This window comes from Stenotrophomonas sp. 05N37, from assembly GCF_056397365.1.
On record NZ_JBFTNG010000006.1, the window covers coordinates 25,960 to 44,466 of the forward strand.

Consider the following 18,507-nt stretch of genomic DNA (forward strand, 5'->3'; position numbering starts at 1 on the left):
AACAGACACACCCCCATTCGATATCAACGCAGCAGGACATAAAGGGAAACCCGGACCGTGCAGACCACCGACAACCAGCGCTTCCCTTCCACCACCCCGCCGCCCCAGTCCCGGTACCACAGCATGAAAATCAAACGCTTCGTCGCCTCCGATATGCGCTCGGCCATGAACCTGGTACGCAAGGAACACGGTCCTGATGCGGTGATCCTGTCCAACCGGCGGATCGAGGAAGGCGTGGAGATCGTGGCCGCGGCGAACTATGACGAAGGCGCCGTGCAGCGTGCCCTGGAAGCGGCCCGCAAGGATGTGGCGCCGGCGCCGGCACCGCGACCGCGCAATGCCGCCGATGCGGTGATCGCCGCGGTGACCCGCCGCAAGCCGGTCGCCGTCGCAGAGCCGGTGGCCGCCACCACCTCCGCCGTGGCCGCGCTGGCCCGCGCCGCGGTCGGCGCGACCGGTCGCACCCTGGATTCGGCCAACGAAATCGTGCCGCCGCGCGGCAGCACCGGCTTTGCCGCCACCCTGGCGCAGGCCGTCGCCCCGTCGCTGCGCGCCGCCGCACTGCCGGAGCAGATCTTCGCCCCGTTCAACGTCGAACAGGCCGCGGCCGCCTCCCCGGCGCCGGTGGAGACGCTGGCCGCGATCGTCGAGGCTGCACCGGTCGCCGCACCGGCACCGATCAACCGCGCGCGCTTCATCATCGACCCGCCGCTGGACGACGAACCGCACTTCCAGATGCACGTGCCTGCGGCACAGGTGGCGATGCCGCCGCTGCCGGTGAGCGTCACCGTGCCGGCGATCCCGGCCGCGGTCGCGATCCCGGCTCCGGTTGCGGCCCCGGCCATGGTCGCCGCACCGGCACCGGTGCAGGCCGCCGTGCCGGCCCCGATGGCATTCGAGCCGCGTCTGGACGCGCCGGCCATGGTCCAGGAACAGGTTGGCAGCGCACCGGTCGCAACCGCGCCGGTGGCCCTGCCGGTTCTCGCCGAACCGGCCCAGGCCCAGCCGCTGCCCGCCGCCGAGCTGGTGGTGGTGCCGCGCGATGACGAAGAACTGCGCCAACTGCGCCATGAAGTGGCCGGCATGCGCCAGGTGATCGAACGCGAGATGCACCGCTTCACCGACGAACGCCTGCGCGGCTCGCCGGTGCGTGCCGCCGCCCTGGACCTGATGGACGAATACGGCTTCGACGCCGGCATCAGCCGCGACGTGGCCATGCAGATCCCGCTGGACACCGAAGCCCACCGCGGCCGCGGGCTGATGCTCGGCCTGCTGTCCAAGAAGCTGCCGATCGCCCCGGTCGACCCGCTGGAATCGGGCGGCGTCATCGCCCTGGTCGGCCCAACCGGCGCCGGCAAGACCACCACCATCGCCAAGCTGGCCTCCCGCTTCGCCGAGAAGCACGCCGCCCGCGACGTGGCCCTGGTCACCACCGACACCGGCCGCATCGGCGCCCGCGAGCAGCTCTACGGCTTCGGCCGCCAGCTCGGCATCGCGGTGCACGAGGCCAACAGCGGCAGCGACCTCAACCAGCTGCTGGAGCGCCTGCAGGACTACAAGCTGGTGCTGATCGACACCGCCGGGCTGGGCCCGCGCGACCGCGCCCTGGCTGCCCAGCTGCACTGGCTGCGCGCCGCCCAGCAGATCCGCACCCTGCTGGTGCTGCCGGCCAACACCAGCTTTGGCGACATGGACGAAGTGGTCCGCCGCTTCAGCGCCGCCAACCCGCAGGGCGTGGTGCTGAGCAAGCTGGACGAAACCGGCCGCTTCGGCACCGCCCTGTCGGTGGCCGTGGACCACCGCCTGCCGATCACCTGGGTCACCGATGGCCAGGACGTTCCCGAAGACCTGCACCGGGCCAGTGCGGCCAATCTTGTACTTCGCCTTGAAGATTTGCGCCGCGCGGCCGATATGCCCTGCAACCCGGAGTTGAACCATGCCGTCGCGTGAGTATGCCAAGCTGACCAAGACCTTCCCGCTGTCGGCCACCCGCAGCCAGCCGCTGGGCCCCGTGCGCACCATCGCCGTCACCGGCGGCAAGGGCGGCGTGGGCAAGACCAACGTGTCGGCCAACCTGGCCGTGGCGCTCGCCGACATGGGCAAGCGCACGCTGCTGCTGGACGCCGATCTCGGGCTGGCCAACATCGACGTGATCCTGGGCCTGCAGCCCAAGGTGACCCTGGCCGACCTGGTCGCCGGGCGCTGCACCCTGGAAGAAGTGATCCTGGAAGGCCCGGGCGGCGTGCTGGTGGTGCCGGCCGCGTCCGGCCGCCGCCACATGGCCGAGCTGCAGCCGGCCGAGCACGTGGGCCTGGTCAACGTGTTCTCCGAACTGGAGCGTGAGCTGGACTTCATGGTGGTGGACACCGCCGCCGGCATCACCGACGGCGTGCTGACCTTCTGCCAGGCCGCGCAGGACACCGTGGTGGTGGTCTGCGACGAGCCGGCCTCGATCACCGACGCCTATGCGCTGATCAAGGTGCTCTCGCGCGAGCGCGGCGTGGACCGTATCCAGGTGGTGGCCAACATGGTCCGCGACCCCAACGAAGGCCGCGTGCTCTACGAAAAGCTGACCCGGGTCTGCGAGAAATTCCTCGCTGATGTCTCGCTCAACTACCTGGGCTGCGTGCCGCAGGACGACTGGCTGCGCCTGTCGGTGCAGCGCCAGCAGCCGGTGGTCAAGGCCTACCCGTCCAGCCCGGCCGCGCAGGCGATCACCGAGATCGCCCGCCGCACCGCCCGCTGGCAGGCACCGACCGAGCCGCGAGGCGGGGTCGAATTCTTCCTGGAACGCATCCTCAAGCAACGCGGGGTGACCGCATGAAAGGCGCCGCACAATACAAAGAGGTGCAACGCACGGCCGCCAACGAGTGCATCGCACAGCACTCCGACCTGGTCCGGCGGATCGCCCATCACCTGGCCGCCCGGTTGCCGGCGAGCGTGGAAGTGGATGACCTCATCCAGGCCGGCATGATGGGCCTGATCGAGGCCTCGCGCAGCTACGACGCCGACCAGGGCGCCTCGTTCGAAACCTATGCCTCGATCCGCATCCGCGGCTCGATGATCGACGAGATCCGCCGCGGCGACTGGGTGCCGCGTTCGGTGCACCGCCGCGCCCGCGACGCCGCCTCCACCATCCGCCGCCTGGAGCAGAGCACCGGCCGTGCCGCCAGCGCCACCGAAGTGGCCGCGGCGATGGACATGCCCCTGCCGGACTACCTGCGGCTGATGGAAGACGCCGCGCGCGGCCAGGTGCTGAGCCTGGAGTCTCGGATCGAAGACCAGGGCGAGCTGGATACCGTCGCCCAGGGTGGCCCGACCCCGCAGCAGGTGCTTGAGCGCGGCGAATTCGGCCGCGAGCTGGGCAATGCGATCGGGCTGCTGCCCGAGCGCGAGCAGCTGGTGCTGTCGCTGTACTACGAGCAGGAACTGAATCTGAAGGAGATCGGCGCGGTACTCGGTGTCAGCGAGTCGCGCGTCTGCCAGATCCACGGCCAGGCGGTCCTGCGCCTGCGTGGCCGACTGAAGATCTTCGAGGCGGCCGACGCCGGCCTCGAGAACCATTGATACCGAGGAAAGTGCTTTGAACAAGAACATGCGTATCCTGATCGTCGACGATTTCTCGACCATGCGTCGTATCGTCAAGAACCTGCTGGGCGATCTGGGCTTCACCAATACGGCCGAAGCCGAGGACGGGCATGCCGCGCTGTCTCTGTTGCAGAGCCAGTCGTTCGATTTCGTGGTCACCGACTGGAACATGCCGGTGATGACCGGGATCGACCTGCTCAAGGCGATCCGCGCCGACGCCAAGCTGAAGACGTTGCCGGTGCTGATGGTGACCGCCGAAGCCAAGCGCGAGCAGATCATCGAAGCGGCCCAGTCCGGCGTCAACGGCTACATCATCAAGCCTTTCACCGCCCAGACCCTGGAAGAAAAGCTCGGCAAGATCTTCGAACGCCTGGCGGCGAGCGCCTGATGGAAACCCTCCGCGACAAATCGGCGCTGGTGCAGCGCCTGCAGGATGCCCTGGCCGCGCTGGAAAGCGGCGACGAAGCCGGCTGGCGGCGGGAAATCGACGCGCTGGCCGCGTTGCGTACCCAGCCGATGATGGCCGGGCTGAACCGGCTCGCCCGCGAGTTGGGCCAGGCGTTGGGCGAACTGCCCAGCCTGCCCAGCGAGGCCGGCGAACTGGACGATGCCTGCGCACGCCTGGACCACGTGGTGGCGATGACCGAGCAGGCCACCCACCGCACCCTGGACCTGGCCGAGGAATGCCGCACGCTCACCGAGCAGCTGCGCGCCAATGGCTTGACGGCCGACCAGGACCAGCAGCTGGACCGGATCCGCCACAACCTCACCGAGATCGCGCTCACCCAGAGCTACCAGGACCTGACCGGGCAGATCATCCGCCGCGTGGTGGGCATCGTGCGCCGCGTGCACGAGGGCTTCGGCGCGCTCGGCCTGCCGCCGCAGGACGACAGCGCGCACAAGCGCGACAACGGCCTGGCCGGCCCGGCCGTGAACGGTCTGGATCGCCACCAGGTGTCACAGGTCGACGCTGACGACCTGCTTTCCGATTTGGGGCTGTAACACCATGAGCGCTGTTCCAGACGATATTGCCGCCGATTTCATCCTCGAGGCCCAGGAAATCCTGGATCGCCTCGGCGAACAGCTGGTGTCGCTGGAGCAGTCGCCCCAGGACAGCGACCAGCTCAACGCGGTGTTCCGCGGCTTCCACACCCTCAAGGGCGGTGCCGGGTTCCTCGGCATCCAGGCGATGGTCGAACTGTGCCACGCCGCCGAGGAAACCCTGGGCATGGCGCGGTCGGGCAAGGCGGTGCTGCAGGCCCATCACTTCGATGCGGCCCAGCAATCGCTGGACTACCTGCAGTCGATGCTCGATTCGGTCTCGGCCGGCACCGAGCCCGGCTATGCGCCGCCGGAGCTGATCGCGCAGTTCGACGTCAACGGGCCGGCCACGCCGGCACCGGTGGCCGCCGCTGCGGCGGCACCGACCAGCGGCGAGTTGATCACCGACGACGAGTTCGAGGCCCTGCTCGACACGTTGCACGGCGGCGCCGCGCCCACCGCCGTGGTGCCGGCGAACAAGGCCAATGACGGCCTGATCGGCGAAGACGAATTCGAGGCCCTGCTGGACCAGCTGCACGGCGGCGCCGCCCCGGGCGCCAAGGCCGTGGCCGCCGCACCGGCGCCGCGCGCGCCCGCCGCCGCCCCGGCCCTGCCGGCCAAGCCGGCGGCCAACAAGCCGGTGACCGAAGCCGAGCACACCGTGCGCGTGGACACCAAGCGCCTGGACGCCATCGTCAACCTGATCGGCGAACTGGTGCTCTCGCGCAACCGCCTCAAGACCCTGCGCGCGCGCCTGCACGACGAAGAACTCGACCGCGCCGTGTCCACCCTGGACATCGCCACCGCGCGCCTGCAGTCGGCGGTGATGCGCACCCGCATGCAACCGGTGGGCAAGGTGTTCTCGCGCTTCCCCAAGGTCGCCCGCGACGTCGCCCGCAACCTGAAGAAGGAAGTCGAGCTGGAGCTGGTCGGCGCGGAAACCGAACTGGACCGCAACCTGGTCGAAGCGCTCGCCGACCCGCTGGTGCACCTGGTCCGCAACGCCATCGACCATGGCATCGAAACCCCGGAGCTGCGCGAAGCCCAGGGCAAGCTGCGCAGCGGCCACGTGCGCCTGTCGGCGCAGCAGGAAGGCGACTACGTCAGCATCGAAGTGCAGGATGACGGCGCCGGCATCGATCCGGAACGGCTGCGCCAGAAGGCGCGCGAGAAGGGCCTGATCGATCCCGAAGCCGCTGCCCGCCTGAGCAGCGAGGAATGCCTGCACCTGGTGTTCCTGCCCGGCTTCTCGACCAAGCAGGAAGTGACCGATATTTCCGGCCGTGGCGTCGGCATGGACGTGGTGCAGTCGCGCATCCGCGAACTCAGCGGCCAGATCCAGATCCAGTCCGAACTGGGCCGCGGCAGCCGCTTCATGATCCGCGTCCCGCTCACCCTGGCCATCCTGCCCACCCTGCTGGTGCAGGCCGGCGAGGACGTCTACGCCCTGCCACTGGCGCGCGTGATGGAAGTGCTGCACGCGCCCAATACCTCGCTGGGCTGGTTCGACGGCCGCGCCGTGCTGGACCGCAAGTCGCACACCCTGCCGCTGGTGGACCTGCGCCATTGGCTGGCGGTGGAGCCGGCCGCCTCGCCGCTGCTCACCATCGTGGTGCTGCAGGCCGGCGAAGCACGCTTCGGTCTGGTGGTGGACCAGGTCCGCGGCCGCGAGGAAGTGGTGATCAAGCCACTGCCCAAGGCTCTGCGCGGGCTGCGCGGCTATGCCGGCGCGACCCTGATCGGCGACGGACGGATGTCGCTGATCCTGGACGTGGACGGGCTGCGCACCCCGCACGATTGACCGCCCTGCCCCCTGCAAAAGTGTGACCGCTGCAACACCTGCCGCCGTCGGTGTCTCAAGTCCCATTCACACAAGCCGATAACGGACCCATGGACAGACTCAGCCTCATTGGACTTTTCCTCGCCCTGGCCTCGCTGGTCGGCGGCAGCATCCTCAAGGGGGCCGGCCTGGCGTCGCTGTGGTCGCCGGCGGCATTCGTGATCGTGATCGTGGGCACCATCGCCTCGATCCTGCTGCACACCTCGCCGGCGGTGTTCAAGCACGCCTTCAAGATCGTGCGCTGGGTGATCCTGCCGCCGAGCAGCGACCGCCATGAGCTGATCCGGCAGATCGTCGACTGGAGCAACATCGCCCGTCGCCAGGGCCTGCTGGGCCTGGAAGCGCAGGTGGACGCGCAGAGCGACCCGTTCCTTCGCAAGGGCCTGCAGTTGCTGGTGGACGGCGTCGAGCCGGAGACCATCCGGCACATGATGGAAATCGAGCTGAGCAGCCAGGAGCACCAGGACCTGGCCGCGTCCAAGGTGTTCGAGGGCATGGGCATCTATGCGCCGACGCTGGGCATCATCGGCGCCGTGCTCGGCCTGATCGCGGTGATGAAGAACCTGGCCGACCCGAGCAAGCTCGGCCACGGCATCGCCGCCGCCTTCACTGCCACCATCTACGGCATCGCCTCGGCCAACCTGCTGTTCCTGCCGGTGTCGGCCAAGCTCAAGAGCGTGATCCACCACAACAGCCGCGACCGCGAAATGATCATCGAAGGGTTGATCTCCATCGCCCAGGGCGAGAACCCGCGCAACATCGAAACCAACCTGTCCGGATTCCTGCACTGACATGGCCCGCCGCAAGCACCACGAAGAGCATGCCAACCATGAGGCCTGGGCGATCCCCTATGCCGACCTCATGACGCTGCTGCTCGCCTTCTTCGTGGTGATGTACGCCATCTCCTCGCTCAACGAGGGCAAGTACCGGGTCATGGCCGATGCGCTGACCACCGCCTTCGGCGGCGCGCCGCGCACCATCAACCCGGTGCAGGTGGGCAACCAGCAGGTGCAGGGCGGCGGCTGGGACAGCCCGTCGGTGATCAAGGCCGGCAACCGCGTCGGCCCCTCCGCGCCCTCGCCCTCCAACGACCCCACCCTGCTGCCGGCGATGGCCTCGCAGATGCGCATGCCGGTCTCGGTGCGCAACCAGGAACAGCTGCAGCGTGCCGAGCGCCAGCTCAACACCATCGCCGACAAGCTCACCGCCACGCTGGCCCCGCTGATCGAGCGCGGCATGATCACCGTGCGCCGCACCGAGCTGTGGATCGAGGTGGAGATCAACAGCGACATCCTGTTCCCGACCGGCTCGGCCACGCTGGACGTGCACGCGCGCGACACGCTCTCCACGCTGGCCCAGGTCCTGCGCGATGCGCCCAACGGCGTGCGCGTGGAAGGCCACACCGACAACGTCCCGATCGCCACCTCGCTGTTCCCCTCCAACTGGGAACTCTCGGCCGGGCGCGCGGCCAGCGTAGTGCACCTGTTCGCCGACCAGGGCCTGCAGCCGGCGCGGCTGGCCATGGTGGGTTACGGCCAGTTCCGCCCGCGCGAGGACAACGCGACCGCCGAAGGGCGCAACCGCAACCGCCGCGTCATGGTCATCGTCCTGGCCGACACCACGCGCGGCGCAGACCCGATCGGGCCGCAGCTCAGCGCGCAGACCGACGCGCCGCCAACCGCCAGGCCGACCACCCCCTCCGTACCCCCCCTCGCCCCGGTGCAGTTGCCACCGGTGCCGGCCGGCAGCCGCGTTGGCGCCGCCGTTCCCCCTGCAATGAAGGAGTGAACCGAATGCGCATCTGGGCAATCGCCAATCAGAAGGGCGGCGTGGGCAAGACCACCACCACCCTGGCCCTGGGCCGTGGCCTGGCCACGCTCGGCCACCGCGTGCTGTTGATCGACCTCGATCCGCACTCTTCGTTGACCCGCGCCTTCGGCGTGCCGCTGGACCCGCCGCCGCAGGGCGTGCTGGAACTGTTCGGCGCACCGCCGGCCGAGCTGGGCACCCTCGGCCATCGCAGCGACATCCCGGGCCTGGACTACGTCTGCGCGCAAGCCGCGCTGGCCACCCTGGAGCGACGCAGCGCCAACCAGCCCGGCCTCGGCCTGGCCCTGCAGAACGCCCTGGCCCGCCACCATGGGCAACACGATTACATCCTGCTCGATTGCGCGCCCACCCTGGGGCTGCTGATGATCAACGCGCTGGCCGCGGCCGACCGCCTGATCATCCCCACCCAGGCCGAGCCGCTGGCATTGCACGGCCTCGATGGCATGGTCCGCACCGGTGAAATGGTCGAGCGCTCGCGCCGCCGTCCCCTGCCGATGTCGATCCTGCCGACCCTGTTCGATCGCCGCACCCGCGCCGGCAACGAGACGGTCAAGCTGATGCAGGACAAGCACGGCCAGCGCGTGTGGGAAGACGCGATCCCGGTGGACACCCGCATCTGCAACGCGGCCAGCCTGACCGTGCCGCCGCAGTCGGAGGACTACCCCGGTCGCGGCCTGGCCGCGTACCGGCGTGCGCTGGAATGGATCCTGGCCGACGACGCGCTGCAGATGGAGCGCGCGGCATGAACACCGCCGGCGTGCTCGACGACTACCTGGAGCAGCTGCTCGGCGATGCCGTGCCCGCCGCGCCCGCTCGGGAGGAACTGTCCGTCGCCCCGGCGGCGGCGGTGGCCGCCCAGGACGGCGCTGAAGCAGCCGGTGTCGCCCTGGCGATCAGTGCCGAATTTGCCGGGTCGGCTGCCGGCGACGTCGAGGCTGCGCCTGCGCCGGACGCGGCCGTTGCGGTCGGCCACGACACCCCGACCTCACCGGGCGCGCCGGCCCATCTGGCGCTGCTCGACGAGCTGATGAACGATCCGGCCCTGGGTCCTCCGGTCGACAGCCTCGCGGCCTCGCACGACACGCCGACCTCGCCCGGCAGCCCCGCCAACCTCGCGCTGCTCGACGAACTGATGAACGACCCCGCGCTGGGCCCGCCGGTCGAGAGCGTCGCGACCGCGCACGACACGCCGACCTCGCCCGGCTCCCCGGCCAACCTCGCGCTGCTCGACGAACTGATGAACGACCCCGCGCTGGGCCCGCCGGTCGAGAGCATCGCGACCGCGCACGACACGCCGACGTCACCTGGCTCCCCGGCCAACCTCGCGCTGCTCGACGAACTGATGAACGACCCCGCGCTAGGCCCGCCGGTCGAGAGCATCGCGACCGCGCACGACACGCCGACGTCACCCGGCAGCCCGGCCAACCTCGCGCTGCTCGACGAACTGATGAACGACCCCGCGCTCGGCCCGCCGGTCGATAACCGCGCGTCCGCTCACGAAACTCCCACCTCGCCCGGTAGAGCCGAGCCACGCTCGGCTGCTCCTGCCGCTGCCGAGGCCGGCCGCCCCAGCTGGGACGATCTGCCTGACGAGGTGCTGCACGACAGCGCACCGCCCAAGGCCGCCGCACCGGCGCCGGCACCGATCGCCCCGGCTCCCGTTGCCCCCGCTCCCGCCCCGCTGCCTGCCGCCCGCCCCATGCCGACGACGATGCCCCTGTCCGCGCCCAGCGCCCGTGCCGCCGCCCCCGCCCCGGCCCACACCCGCCCGGGCAGCTGGCAGGAACTGCAGGCGCAGGCGCAGAACCCGGCCTCCAGCCCGCGCGAGAGCCGCCGCGCCAGCGAACGCACCTCGCGCTGGTTGCGCCTGCGCTGCGGCGCCCAGGCCTATGCGCTGGAACTGCTGAAGGTGCAGGAAGTAGTGCTGCCGGTACCCCTGCTGCCGCTGCGCGGCACCGCCTCGGCGATGCTGGGCATCATGAACCTGCGCGGCCAGGTGGTGCCGGTCATGGACCTGGGCATCCACCTCGGCGCCGGCCCGGCCCAGGACGACGCCAACACCCGCATCGTGGTGCTGGAGGAAGATGGCGAAACCATGGGCCTGCGCGTGTCGGCGGTGGAGGATGTCGCCAACCTCACCGACTCGCAGATCGAACCGCCCGATACCGCGCGCATCTGCCAGATTTCCAACGACCTGTTCCGCGGCGTGGCGCGGGTCACCGCACAGCCGATGATCCTGCTCGATGCGACCCAGCTGTTGAATTGACCGCCATCTGCAGGGCAGCCCCCCAGGGCCTTGCTCCACCTCGGCACCCGGTCCCCGGTAGCGCCACGCCATGCGTGGCTGCTCTCCGACCCGGCGCCAGCACCGCCCGATGGCGCCCGGACGGCTCCGTTGCGCTGCCGCGCCGCCTTCCAAGGGCTCGCGCTACCGGGCGGTTTCCCCTAACGGTGAAGATCCCTTGGCCCGTCCCCCTAAAGCTTCCCCGCTTTGGGCCGTTATAAACCTCGGAACCGTTTGTCCGGAGCAACGATGAGCACTGTGGCCCTGGGTGGTGATCTCGGTATCGAGACCAGCACCGAGCTGAAAACCCGCCTGGCCCCTTTGGTGGACCAGGCCGGCGAACTGACGCTGGATGCCAGCGAAGTGAGCCGTATCCATACCGCAGCAATGCAGGTCCTGTGCGCATTCGTCGACGCCCGCCGCCAGGCAGGCTACCCGACCGGATTCGACGGTTGCACTGCAACCTTCCGTGATGCCGCGCGATTGCTCGGCGTCACCCAGGCCCTCGGCCTGGACGCAACCCATGACAACCTGAAATCTGTGGAGAACGCTGCATGAGCGCACGTATCTTGGTGGTGGACGATTCGGCGTCGATGCGCCAGATGGTCTCTTTCGCCCTCACCTCGGCCGGCTTTTCCGTCGAAGAAGCCGAGGACGGCGCCGTCGCGCTGGGCCGGGCCAAGGGCCAGCGCTTCAACGCGGTGGTGACCGACGTCAACATGCCCAACATGGACGGCATCTCGCTGATCCGCGAGCTGCGCCAGCTGCCGGACTACAAGTTCACCCCGATGCTGATGCTCACCACCGAATCGGCGGCCGACAAGAAGTCCGAAGGCAAGGCCGCCGGTGCCACCGGCTGGCTGGTCAAGCCGTTCAATCCCGAACAGCTCGTGGCCACCGTGCAGAAAGTCCTGGGCTGAGCCCAGCGCCGCTTCGCCCCTCCCTCCCTTCGCAACCGGACCCCACGCACCATGAGCATGGATCTGCAACGTTTCCACGCCACGTTCTTCGAAGAAAGCCGCGAAGGGCTGGATGCCATGGAGGCTGGCCTGCTGGCGCTCGAATCGGGCCAGCAGGACCCGGAAATCATCAATTCGGTGTTCCGCGCCGCGCACTCCATCAAGGGCGGCGCCGGCACCTTCGGCTTCGATGCGATCGCCGCGCTCACCCACGTGCTGGAGACGCTGCTGGACGAACTGCGCGCCGGCAAGCGTGCCCTGGAAGCCAACGCGGTGGATGCCATGCTGTCCTCGGTGGACGTGCTGCGCGCCCTGCTGCGCGAGGCCGAACACGGCCAGCCCGCCGACCCGCAGGCGGTGGCCGCGATCAAGGCACGGCTGGAAGCGGTGCTGTCCGGCCAGGCCGCTGCCAGCGCCCCGGTCGCCGCCGCCAAGGTCGATGACACCCCGGAAGCGTGGCAGATCGGCTTCGTGCCGTCGCCGTCGCTGTTCATGAGCGGCAACGACCCCCTGCGCATCATCCGCGAGCTGGAACACCTCGGTTCGCTGCAGGTCGCCGCGCGCATGGAGCGCCTGCCCGGCTTCGACCAGCTCGACCCGCTCGAAGCGCACCTGGCGTGGGACCTCGGCCTGGTCGGCAAGGTGCCGCGCAGCAAGATCGAAGACACCTTCGCCTGGGTCGTGGACGACTGCGAGCTGGACATCCGTCCGGCCGCCCCGCCCAGCCTGGCCACCAGCGCCCCGGCTGCCCCGGCAGCGGTGGCGCCTGCCGCTTCTGCTGCCGCACCGGCGGCCGGCGCGCCGGCTGCCGCCGCGCACGAAGCGGAAACCTCCATCCGCGTCGCCGTGGAAAAGGTCGATGCGCTGATCAACCTGGTCGGCGAACTGGTCATCACCCAGGCCATGCTCAAGCAGGTCTCGCATGCCCTGGACCCGGTCCATGCCGAGCAGCTGTTCGCCGGCCTGGACCTGCTCGAACGCAACACCCGCGACCTGCAGGAAGCGGTGATCGGCGTGCGCATGCTGCCGGTGGATGCGGTGTTCCGCCGCTTCCCGCGCCTGGTCCGCGATCTCTCCTCGCGGCTCGGCAAGCAGGTCCGCCTGCGCACCATCGGCGAAGGCACCGAGCTGGACAAGGGCCTGATCGAAAAGATCGCCGACCCGCTGGTCCACCTGGTCCGCAACTCGATCGACCACGGCCTGGAAATGCCCGACATCCGTCGCGATGCCGGCAAGGACGAGACCGGCACCATCACCCTGGCGGCCTCGCACCAGGGCGGCCACATCGTGATCGAAGTCAGCGACGACGGCCGCGGCCTGAACCGCGACAAGATTCTGTCCAAGGCGCTCGAACGTGGCTTGAGCGTGCCCGACAACCCCACCGACGCGCAGGTCTGGGACCTGATCTTCCAGCCCGGCTTCTCCACCGCCGATGCGGTCACCGACCTGTCCGGGCGTGGCGTGGGCATGGACGTGGTCCGCCGCAACATCCAGGCGCTGGGCGGCGAAGTGCAGCTGGAGAGCAAGGCCGGCAACGGCACCCGCGTGCTGATCCGCCTGCCGCTCACCCTGGCCATCCTCGACGGCATGACCGTGGCCGTGGCCGGCGAAACGGTGATCCTGCCGCTGGCCTACGTGCTCGAAGCACTGCAGCCGCAGCCGGAAGACGTGCGCACCATGGCCGGCGAAGGCCGCGTCCTGCGCGTGCGTGGCGAGTACCTGCCGATCCTCTCGCTGAGCGAGTACTACGGGTTTGGCGGGCGCACCAAGGACGATTCGCTGGTGGTGGTGGTCGAAGGCGATGGCCAGAAGATCGCACTGGAAGTGGACGAGCTGGTTGGCCAGCAGCAGGTCGTGGTCAAGAACATCGAGAACAACTACCGCCGCATCAGCGGTGTGTCCGGCGCCACCATCCTCGGAGATGGCCGGGTCTCGCTGATCGTGGACATCGGCGGGCTGGTGCGGTCGCTGCGGGTGCCGCAGGCCGCTTAAATCTGCGCATTCGCGAAGATTTCCCCAGGGTTTGCTACGCAAACCCTGGGCCCCGGCCTCACCAGCACCCAACACCCCCCGCCGTCGGCGCGCCCCCGCTACTAGCGGGGGCTCCTCGTCTTTGGGTTCCGCGCCTTCCGTTGGCCGGCTCTTCGCAGTCTTTCCTGCATCGATACTCGCGGTGGTTGCAGCGTCACGTGCTGTCGGCCAACGGCCGGCACTACCGTACCCCCGATCAGTGGCGCGGGCTGCTTGCGTGGGCTCCAGACCTTACCTTTGGCCCGCGCCCCGCACGACTCCTGCGCCGACACGCCGGGTGGTTGCGGCGTTGGGTGCTGCCGCCTCGCGTTCGGCACACCCGGGCCTGCGATCAACGGCGCGGCGCTACGCGTGCGGGTTACGCGCCTTTTTTGAAGCTGTGACGTCGAACTTGGCCGATACGCGGGCGGACTGACCCGTCTTTCGGGCGACGCACGCGGAAGCCTTGCCATTGCTTGCTCTTGCAACCAATGCGGTATGCCCTGCGCTGCGTCGTTTTCAAAAAAAATGTGACATCGAGCACTCAAGTTGCGACGGGGCAGCGCCGTTATCCCGGGAGAGCTATGACGCCATCGTCACGTGTCCCGCGCCCCACCTCGCCTTCGTTACGACCTCTCGCCCAGCACCCCACGGCTGTGCGCCCCCGCCCTGCCCGGAGTTCACACCATGAAGTGGTTCCATGATCTGCCCATCGCCCGCAAGCTGGCGGTGGGGTTCACCCTCACCACGCTGATGACCGTCGTCCTGGGCGTGTTCGCCCTGGTCCGCCTCAACGGCGCCAATGCCGAACTGGCCGCGATGGCCGGCAACAACATTCCCACCCTCCAGCACCTGGGTGAGGCGCGCGCAGTGCTGGGTGAGTTCCGCACTTACGAACTGGCCCAGGTCAGCATGCTCGACCAGCCCGACAAGGTCGCCGACTACAACAAGCGCATGGACGACTCGGCCAAGGTTGTCCGCGACGAACTGGCGGCCTACGCCGCGCTGCCGGCCAATGACCGCGAGCGTGCGCTGTACGCCAAGGTCGCCGCGGACACCGACGCCTACTTCCTGGCCAACACCGACCTGCGCGCCGCCGTGGCCGCCGGCGATGCGGCCGGTGCCCGCGACATCTCCGACAACAAGTCGCGTCCGGCGCGCCGCCAGTTGTTCGAAGACCTCAAGGCGCTGGGCGCGTACAGCAACAGCCTCATGGCCGAGCGTATCGCTGGCGCCAACGCCACCCACCGCGCCAGCGTGATCGCCATCGTGGTCTGCATGGTGCTGCTGTCGGTGGTGGCCGCCGCCCTGGCGTTCGTCATCTCGCGGGTGATCACCCGGCCGCTGTCGCAGGCCGTGCACGCCATCAAATCGGTCGCCCGGGGCGATCTCAGCGTCACCACCCGTGCCACCAGCGCCGACGAAGTCGGGCAGATGCTGGCCGCCACCGGCGAGATGACCAGCATGCTGCGCCGCTACTCGGACGAAACCCGTCAGATGTCGGCCATGCACGCCGGCCCGGATATCTCCCACCGCATGCCGGTGGACTTCCCCGGCGTCTACGGTGAACTGGCCGTGGGCACCAACACGGTGGTGTTCGACCACCTGGATGCGATCAAGGACGCCATCGCCGTGCTCAACCAGTACGCGGCCGGCGACCTGTCGCAGAACGCGCGCCGCCTGCCGGGCAGCCGCGCGATCCTGCACGAATCGATGGATGCGGCCAAGGCCAGCCTGCTGGCGATCAACACCCAGATCCAGTCGCTGGCCCAGGCCGCGGCCGCGGGCGACTTCAGCCAGCGCGGCGACGCACTGCGCTTCGATCACGATTTCCGGGTGATGATCGAGCACCTGAACACCATGATGGAAGTGGCCGACGGCAACCTGTCCCAGCTCTCGCACCTGCTGCAGGCGATCGCCAACGGCGACCTCACCGCACGCATGCAGGGCCAGTTCCACGGCGTGTTCGCCAGCATGCGCGACGATGCCAACACCACGGTCGCCCAGCTGACCCAGATCGTGGGGCGCATCCAGCACGCCTCTTCCAGCATCAGCACCGCCGCCGGCGAGATCGCCTCGGGCAACAACGACCTGTCGCGCCGTACCGAGCAGCAGGCCGCCAACCTGGAAGAAACCGCGGCCTCGATGGAGGAACTCACCTCCACCGTGCGTCAGAACGCCGAACATGCCCGCCAGGCCAACCAGCTCGCCATCGGTGCCCACAGCGTGGCCAGCCAGGGCGGCGAAGTGGTCGGCCGGGTGGTCAGCACGATGCATGAAATCGACGCCTCCTCGCGCCGCATCGCCGACATCATCACCGTCATCGACGGCATCGCCTTCCAGACCAACATCCTGGCGCTCAACGCCGCCGTGGAAGCGGCGCGTGCCGGTGAACAGGGCCGCGGCTTTGCCGTGGTCGCCTCGGAAGTGCGCACCCTGGCCCAGCGTTCGGCCAGCGCGGCCAAGGAGATCAAGGGCCTGATCGACGAGTCGGTCGGCAAGGTGGCCGAGGGCTCGGCGCTGGTCAACCAGGCCGGCAGCACCATGGGCGAGATCGTCGCCTCGGTGCAGCGGGTGACCGACATCATGGCCGAGATTTCGGCGGCCTCGCAGGAGCAGTCGGCCGGCATCGAGCAGGTCAACCAGACCATCACCCAGATGGACGAGACCACCCAGCAGAACGCCGCGCTGGTGGAGGAAGCCACCGCGGCGGCCCGCTCGATGGAAGAGCAGGCCGGTCACCTGACCGATGCGGTGGCGCTGTTCAAGCTGGATGGCCAGTCGGCCGCGCTGGCCACTGCGCCGGCCGGCAGCAGCCGCGCGCCGGCGGCCACCCCCGGCCGCGGCCGCCCCGCCCCGGCACCGGCGCGCCGCGCCGCGGTACGCGAGCCGGTGCTGGCCAACGACGGCGACTGGCAGGAGTTCTGATCCGCCGCCGCGGGTTTCGATAAAGACACGACACCCCGCTCCGGCGGGGTGTCGCTGTTTTGGCTACCGGGTGGCGTGGCATCGGCCGCGGCATGAGCCCGCCCCCGACACACAATTCCCCCTACATAAACGTGAACTGCTGCCGATAAACGGACAGAGCCCTGGCAAAGTCCGCCATCGGCGCCCGCCCAAGCCAGCAAGAGTCCATGTCCGAAGGTAGCCTTGACGTACACGACGGAACCCATGCCGCCCACGACGACGGCACGGACGACCGTTACCTGGTCCGCAACCCGAGGCAGATCCGCCAGTTGCTGCAGGCCCTGATCGACCAGCGTTCGCTGATCAACGCCCACCTGGGCGGCCGCGACCAGTCGTTCCCGACCGCGATCCTGGAACTGGACGAGGACGAGGACACGCTGCTGCTGGACGGCAGTCCGTCCGAACCGGCCAACCGCGCCGCCGAGGAGGCCGGGCACCTGCTCTGCTTCGCGCAGCTGGACCGGGTAATGGTGCGGTTCCGGCTGGATCACCTGGAGCGCACCGGCGGCTCGGGCCACGTGGCCTTCCGCGTGGCGTTCCCGAGCGAACTGGTGCACCTCCAGCGTCGCGAGCTGTATCGGCTGGAGACGCCGATCACCGACTCGCCACACCTGCTGTTCCCGATCAACGAGGATCGCAGCGAGGCACTGAGCCTGCGGGTGGTGGACATCAGCGGCGGCGGCCTGGCGGTGACGGTGCCACCGGACTGCAACGTGTTCTCCCTGCAGAAGCGCTACGACGCACGCCTGGACATGCCCGACAGCGGGCCGCTGCAGGTGTCGCTCATCGTCTGCAACCAGTTGGCGGTGAAGCTGCCCAACGGGGTGGAGATGAAGCGGATCGGGATGCGCTTCGACACGCTGCCGCGCGGCGGCGACAGCGCCATCCAGCGCTACATCTTCCGCATCGACCGCCAGCGCAGTGCGCGCAAGAACGGGGAGAGTTAAGGCGGGCTGCTTTTCCTGGGAGCAACGTCAACTGCGGCGGGTCGTCTGTGGCGCGCAGGGTCGGTACGGGTGGGCTGGCGGGACACGCCGCAAGTACGTCCGTGCAGGCTCCTTTTGCGCCATCCATGGCGCAAAACGGGTCCCGCCAACCCACCCGTACCGCCCCGGGACAGGTGGCTTTGGCCGCGTAGAGAGCAAGCGCTCGCAGCGTCCGGGGGTCCAGGTGCCGAGCAGCGCTCGACACTCCCCCTCCCCGCCAGCGGCGGCTCCATCCAACCGATCGCGGAATCTGTGGGCCTGGCACCGCCCGCCACGCCTCGGCAGTGCACAGCCGACCGCCCTCTCCACGCCCGCTAAAGTCGCCCCCATCCAGGCCGATATTGAGCGTGACGCCCGGTTTTTCCTTACCGCCACGCCCGACCCAGGATTCCCTCGATGAACGACAGCAACCCCAACGCCGCCAGCAGCGGTGGCGAGTACCTCAGCTTCACCCTCGGCGCCGAGCACTACGGCGTGGACATCCTCAAGGTGCAGGAAATCCGCGGCTACGACTCGGTCACCCGCGTCCCCGATGCGCCGGACTACATCAAGGGCGTCATCAACCTGCGCGGCACCATCGTCCCGGTCATCGACCTGCGCCTCAAGCTGCGCCTGGACAAGGCCACCTACGATGCCTTCACCGTCATGATCGTGCTCAACGTGGAGGACCGCGTCGTCGGCATCGTCGTCGACAGCGTCTCCGACGTCATCCCGCTCAGCGCCGACCAGATCCGCCCGACGCCCGAGTTCGGCGCCGCCGTCGATACCCGCTTCATCTCCGGCATCGGTACCCAGGACGATCGCATGCTCATCCTGCTGGACATCGAGACCCTCCTCGACAGCGCCGACATGGGCAACCCCACCCCGGTCGAAGACGTCGCCGCCTGATCCGCAGTACCCCGGCCAAAGCGTCCTGCGGCCGTGGTCGAAAAAAGTTCTTCAGTTCCCCCCGGCACGGCCGATAGCTGCTTCAGGACCCGGCTGTGTGGGGCTGCCCAAGGC

General features: G+C 69.1%; 16 protein-coding genes. All 16 read left to right on the forward strand.

Annotated features, from left to right (window positions below; all coding sequences use genetic code 11):
- Positions 1-123 precede the first annotated feature (123 nt).
- The 16 genes from flhF to AC1DGC_RS15885 all read left to right on the forward strand — a co-directional run bounded on the left by flhF (position 124) and on the right by AC1DGC_RS15885 (position 18,393).
- Positions 124-1,950, forward strand: a complete 1,827-nt coding sequence (gene flhF / locus AC1DGC_RS15810; protein ID WP_478048314.1) for a flagellar biosynthesis protein FlhF — start codon at positions 124-126, stop codon at positions 1,948-1,950.
- On the forward strand, positions 1,937-2,824 hold the full coding sequence (locus tag AC1DGC_RS15815; protein WP_259202527.1) for a MinD/ParA family ATP-binding protein: 888 nt from the start codon (positions 1,937-1,939) through the stop codon (positions 2,822-2,824). The genes flhF and AC1DGC_RS15815 overlap by 14 nt, the downstream gene beginning before the upstream one ends.
- Positions 2,821-3,567 (forward strand): RNA polymerase sigma factor FliA, encoded by a 747-nt coding sequence (locus AC1DGC_RS15820; protein ID WP_259202525.1) that lies wholly within the window; start codon positions 2,821-2,823, stop codon positions 3,565-3,567. The genes AC1DGC_RS15815 and AC1DGC_RS15820 overlap by 4 nt, the downstream gene beginning before the upstream one ends.
- A 16-nt stretch (positions 3,568-3,583) precedes the next feature.
- Positions 3,584-3,976, forward strand: coding sequence for a chemotaxis response regulator CheY (gene cheY, locus AC1DGC_RS15825; RefSeq protein WP_256776952.1), 393 nt, complete (start codon positions 3,584-3,586; stop codon positions 3,974-3,976).
- Positions 3,976-4,590: a protein phosphatase CheZ gene (locus tag AC1DGC_RS15830; RefSeq protein WP_259202522.1), complete on the forward strand. Its 615-nt coding sequence runs from the start codon at positions 3,976-3,978 to the stop codon at positions 4,588-4,590. Before cheY ends, AC1DGC_RS15830 begins: the two co-directional genes overlap by 1 nt.
- Before the next feature lie 4 nt (positions 4,591-4,594).
- Positions 4,595-6,430: a chemotaxis protein CheA gene (locus tag AC1DGC_RS15835; protein WP_478048315.1), complete on the forward strand. Its 1,836-nt coding sequence runs from the start codon at positions 4,595-4,597 to the stop codon at positions 6,428-6,430.
- A gap of 89 nt (positions 6,431-6,519) precedes the next feature.
- Entirely contained in the window at positions 6,520-7,260 is a 741-nt protein-coding gene (locus AC1DGC_RS15840) for a flagellar motor protein (protein ID WP_259202520.1), read from the forward strand.
- 1 nt (position 7,261) lies between these two features.
- Entirely contained in the window at positions 7,262-8,257 is a 996-nt protein-coding gene (gene motD / locus AC1DGC_RS15845) for a flagellar motor protein MotD (RefSeq protein WP_478048316.1), read from the forward strand.
- 5 nt (positions 8,258-8,262) lie between these two features.
- A complete protein-coding gene (locus AC1DGC_RS15850; RefSeq protein ID WP_259202518.1) occupies positions 8,263-9,045 on the forward strand; it encodes a ParA family protein in 783 nt (260 codons plus the stop codon).
- 386 nt (positions 9,046-9,431) lie between these two features.
- Positions 9,432-10,565, forward strand: a complete 1,134-nt coding sequence (locus tag AC1DGC_RS15855; protein ID WP_478048380.1) for a chemotaxis protein CheW — start codon at positions 9,432-9,434, stop codon at positions 10,563-10,565.
- 267 nt (positions 10,566-10,832) lie between these two features.
- Complete coding sequence (locus AC1DGC_RS15860; RefSeq protein ID WP_259202517.1) at positions 10,833-11,141, forward strand: STAS domain-containing protein; 309 nt, start codon at positions 10,833-10,835, stop codon at positions 11,139-11,141.
- Entirely contained in the window at positions 11,138-11,503 is a 366-nt protein-coding gene (locus AC1DGC_RS15865) for a response regulator (protein ID WP_038688521.1), read from the forward strand. The genes AC1DGC_RS15860 and AC1DGC_RS15865 overlap by 4 nt, the downstream gene beginning before the upstream one ends.
- Positions 11,504-11,554: 51 nt before the next feature.
- Positions 11,555-13,534 (forward strand): chemotaxis protein CheA, encoded by a 1,980-nt coding sequence (locus tag AC1DGC_RS15870; RefSeq protein WP_394163756.1) that lies wholly within the window; start codon positions 11,555-11,557, stop codon positions 13,532-13,534.
- Between the two features lie 705 nt (positions 13,535-14,239).
- Positions 14,240-16,480, forward strand: coding sequence for a methyl-accepting chemotaxis protein (locus AC1DGC_RS15875; RefSeq protein WP_478048317.1), 2,241 nt, complete (start codon positions 14,240-14,242; stop codon positions 16,478-16,480).
- Between the two features lie 206 nt (positions 16,481-16,686).
- Positions 16,687-17,466, forward strand: a complete 780-nt coding sequence (locus AC1DGC_RS15880) for a flagellar brake protein (RefSeq protein WP_394163754.1) — start codon at positions 16,687-16,689, stop codon at positions 17,464-17,466.
- Positions 17,467-17,901: 435 nt separating this feature from the next.
- The gene (locus tag AC1DGC_RS15885) at positions 17,902-18,393 is read left to right on the forward strand and encodes a chemotaxis protein CheW (protein ID WP_259202506.1); all 492 of its coding nucleotides are present in this window, start codon (positions 17,902-17,904) and stop codon (positions 18,391-18,393) included.
- Positions 18,394-18,507: the final 114 nt, after the last annotated feature.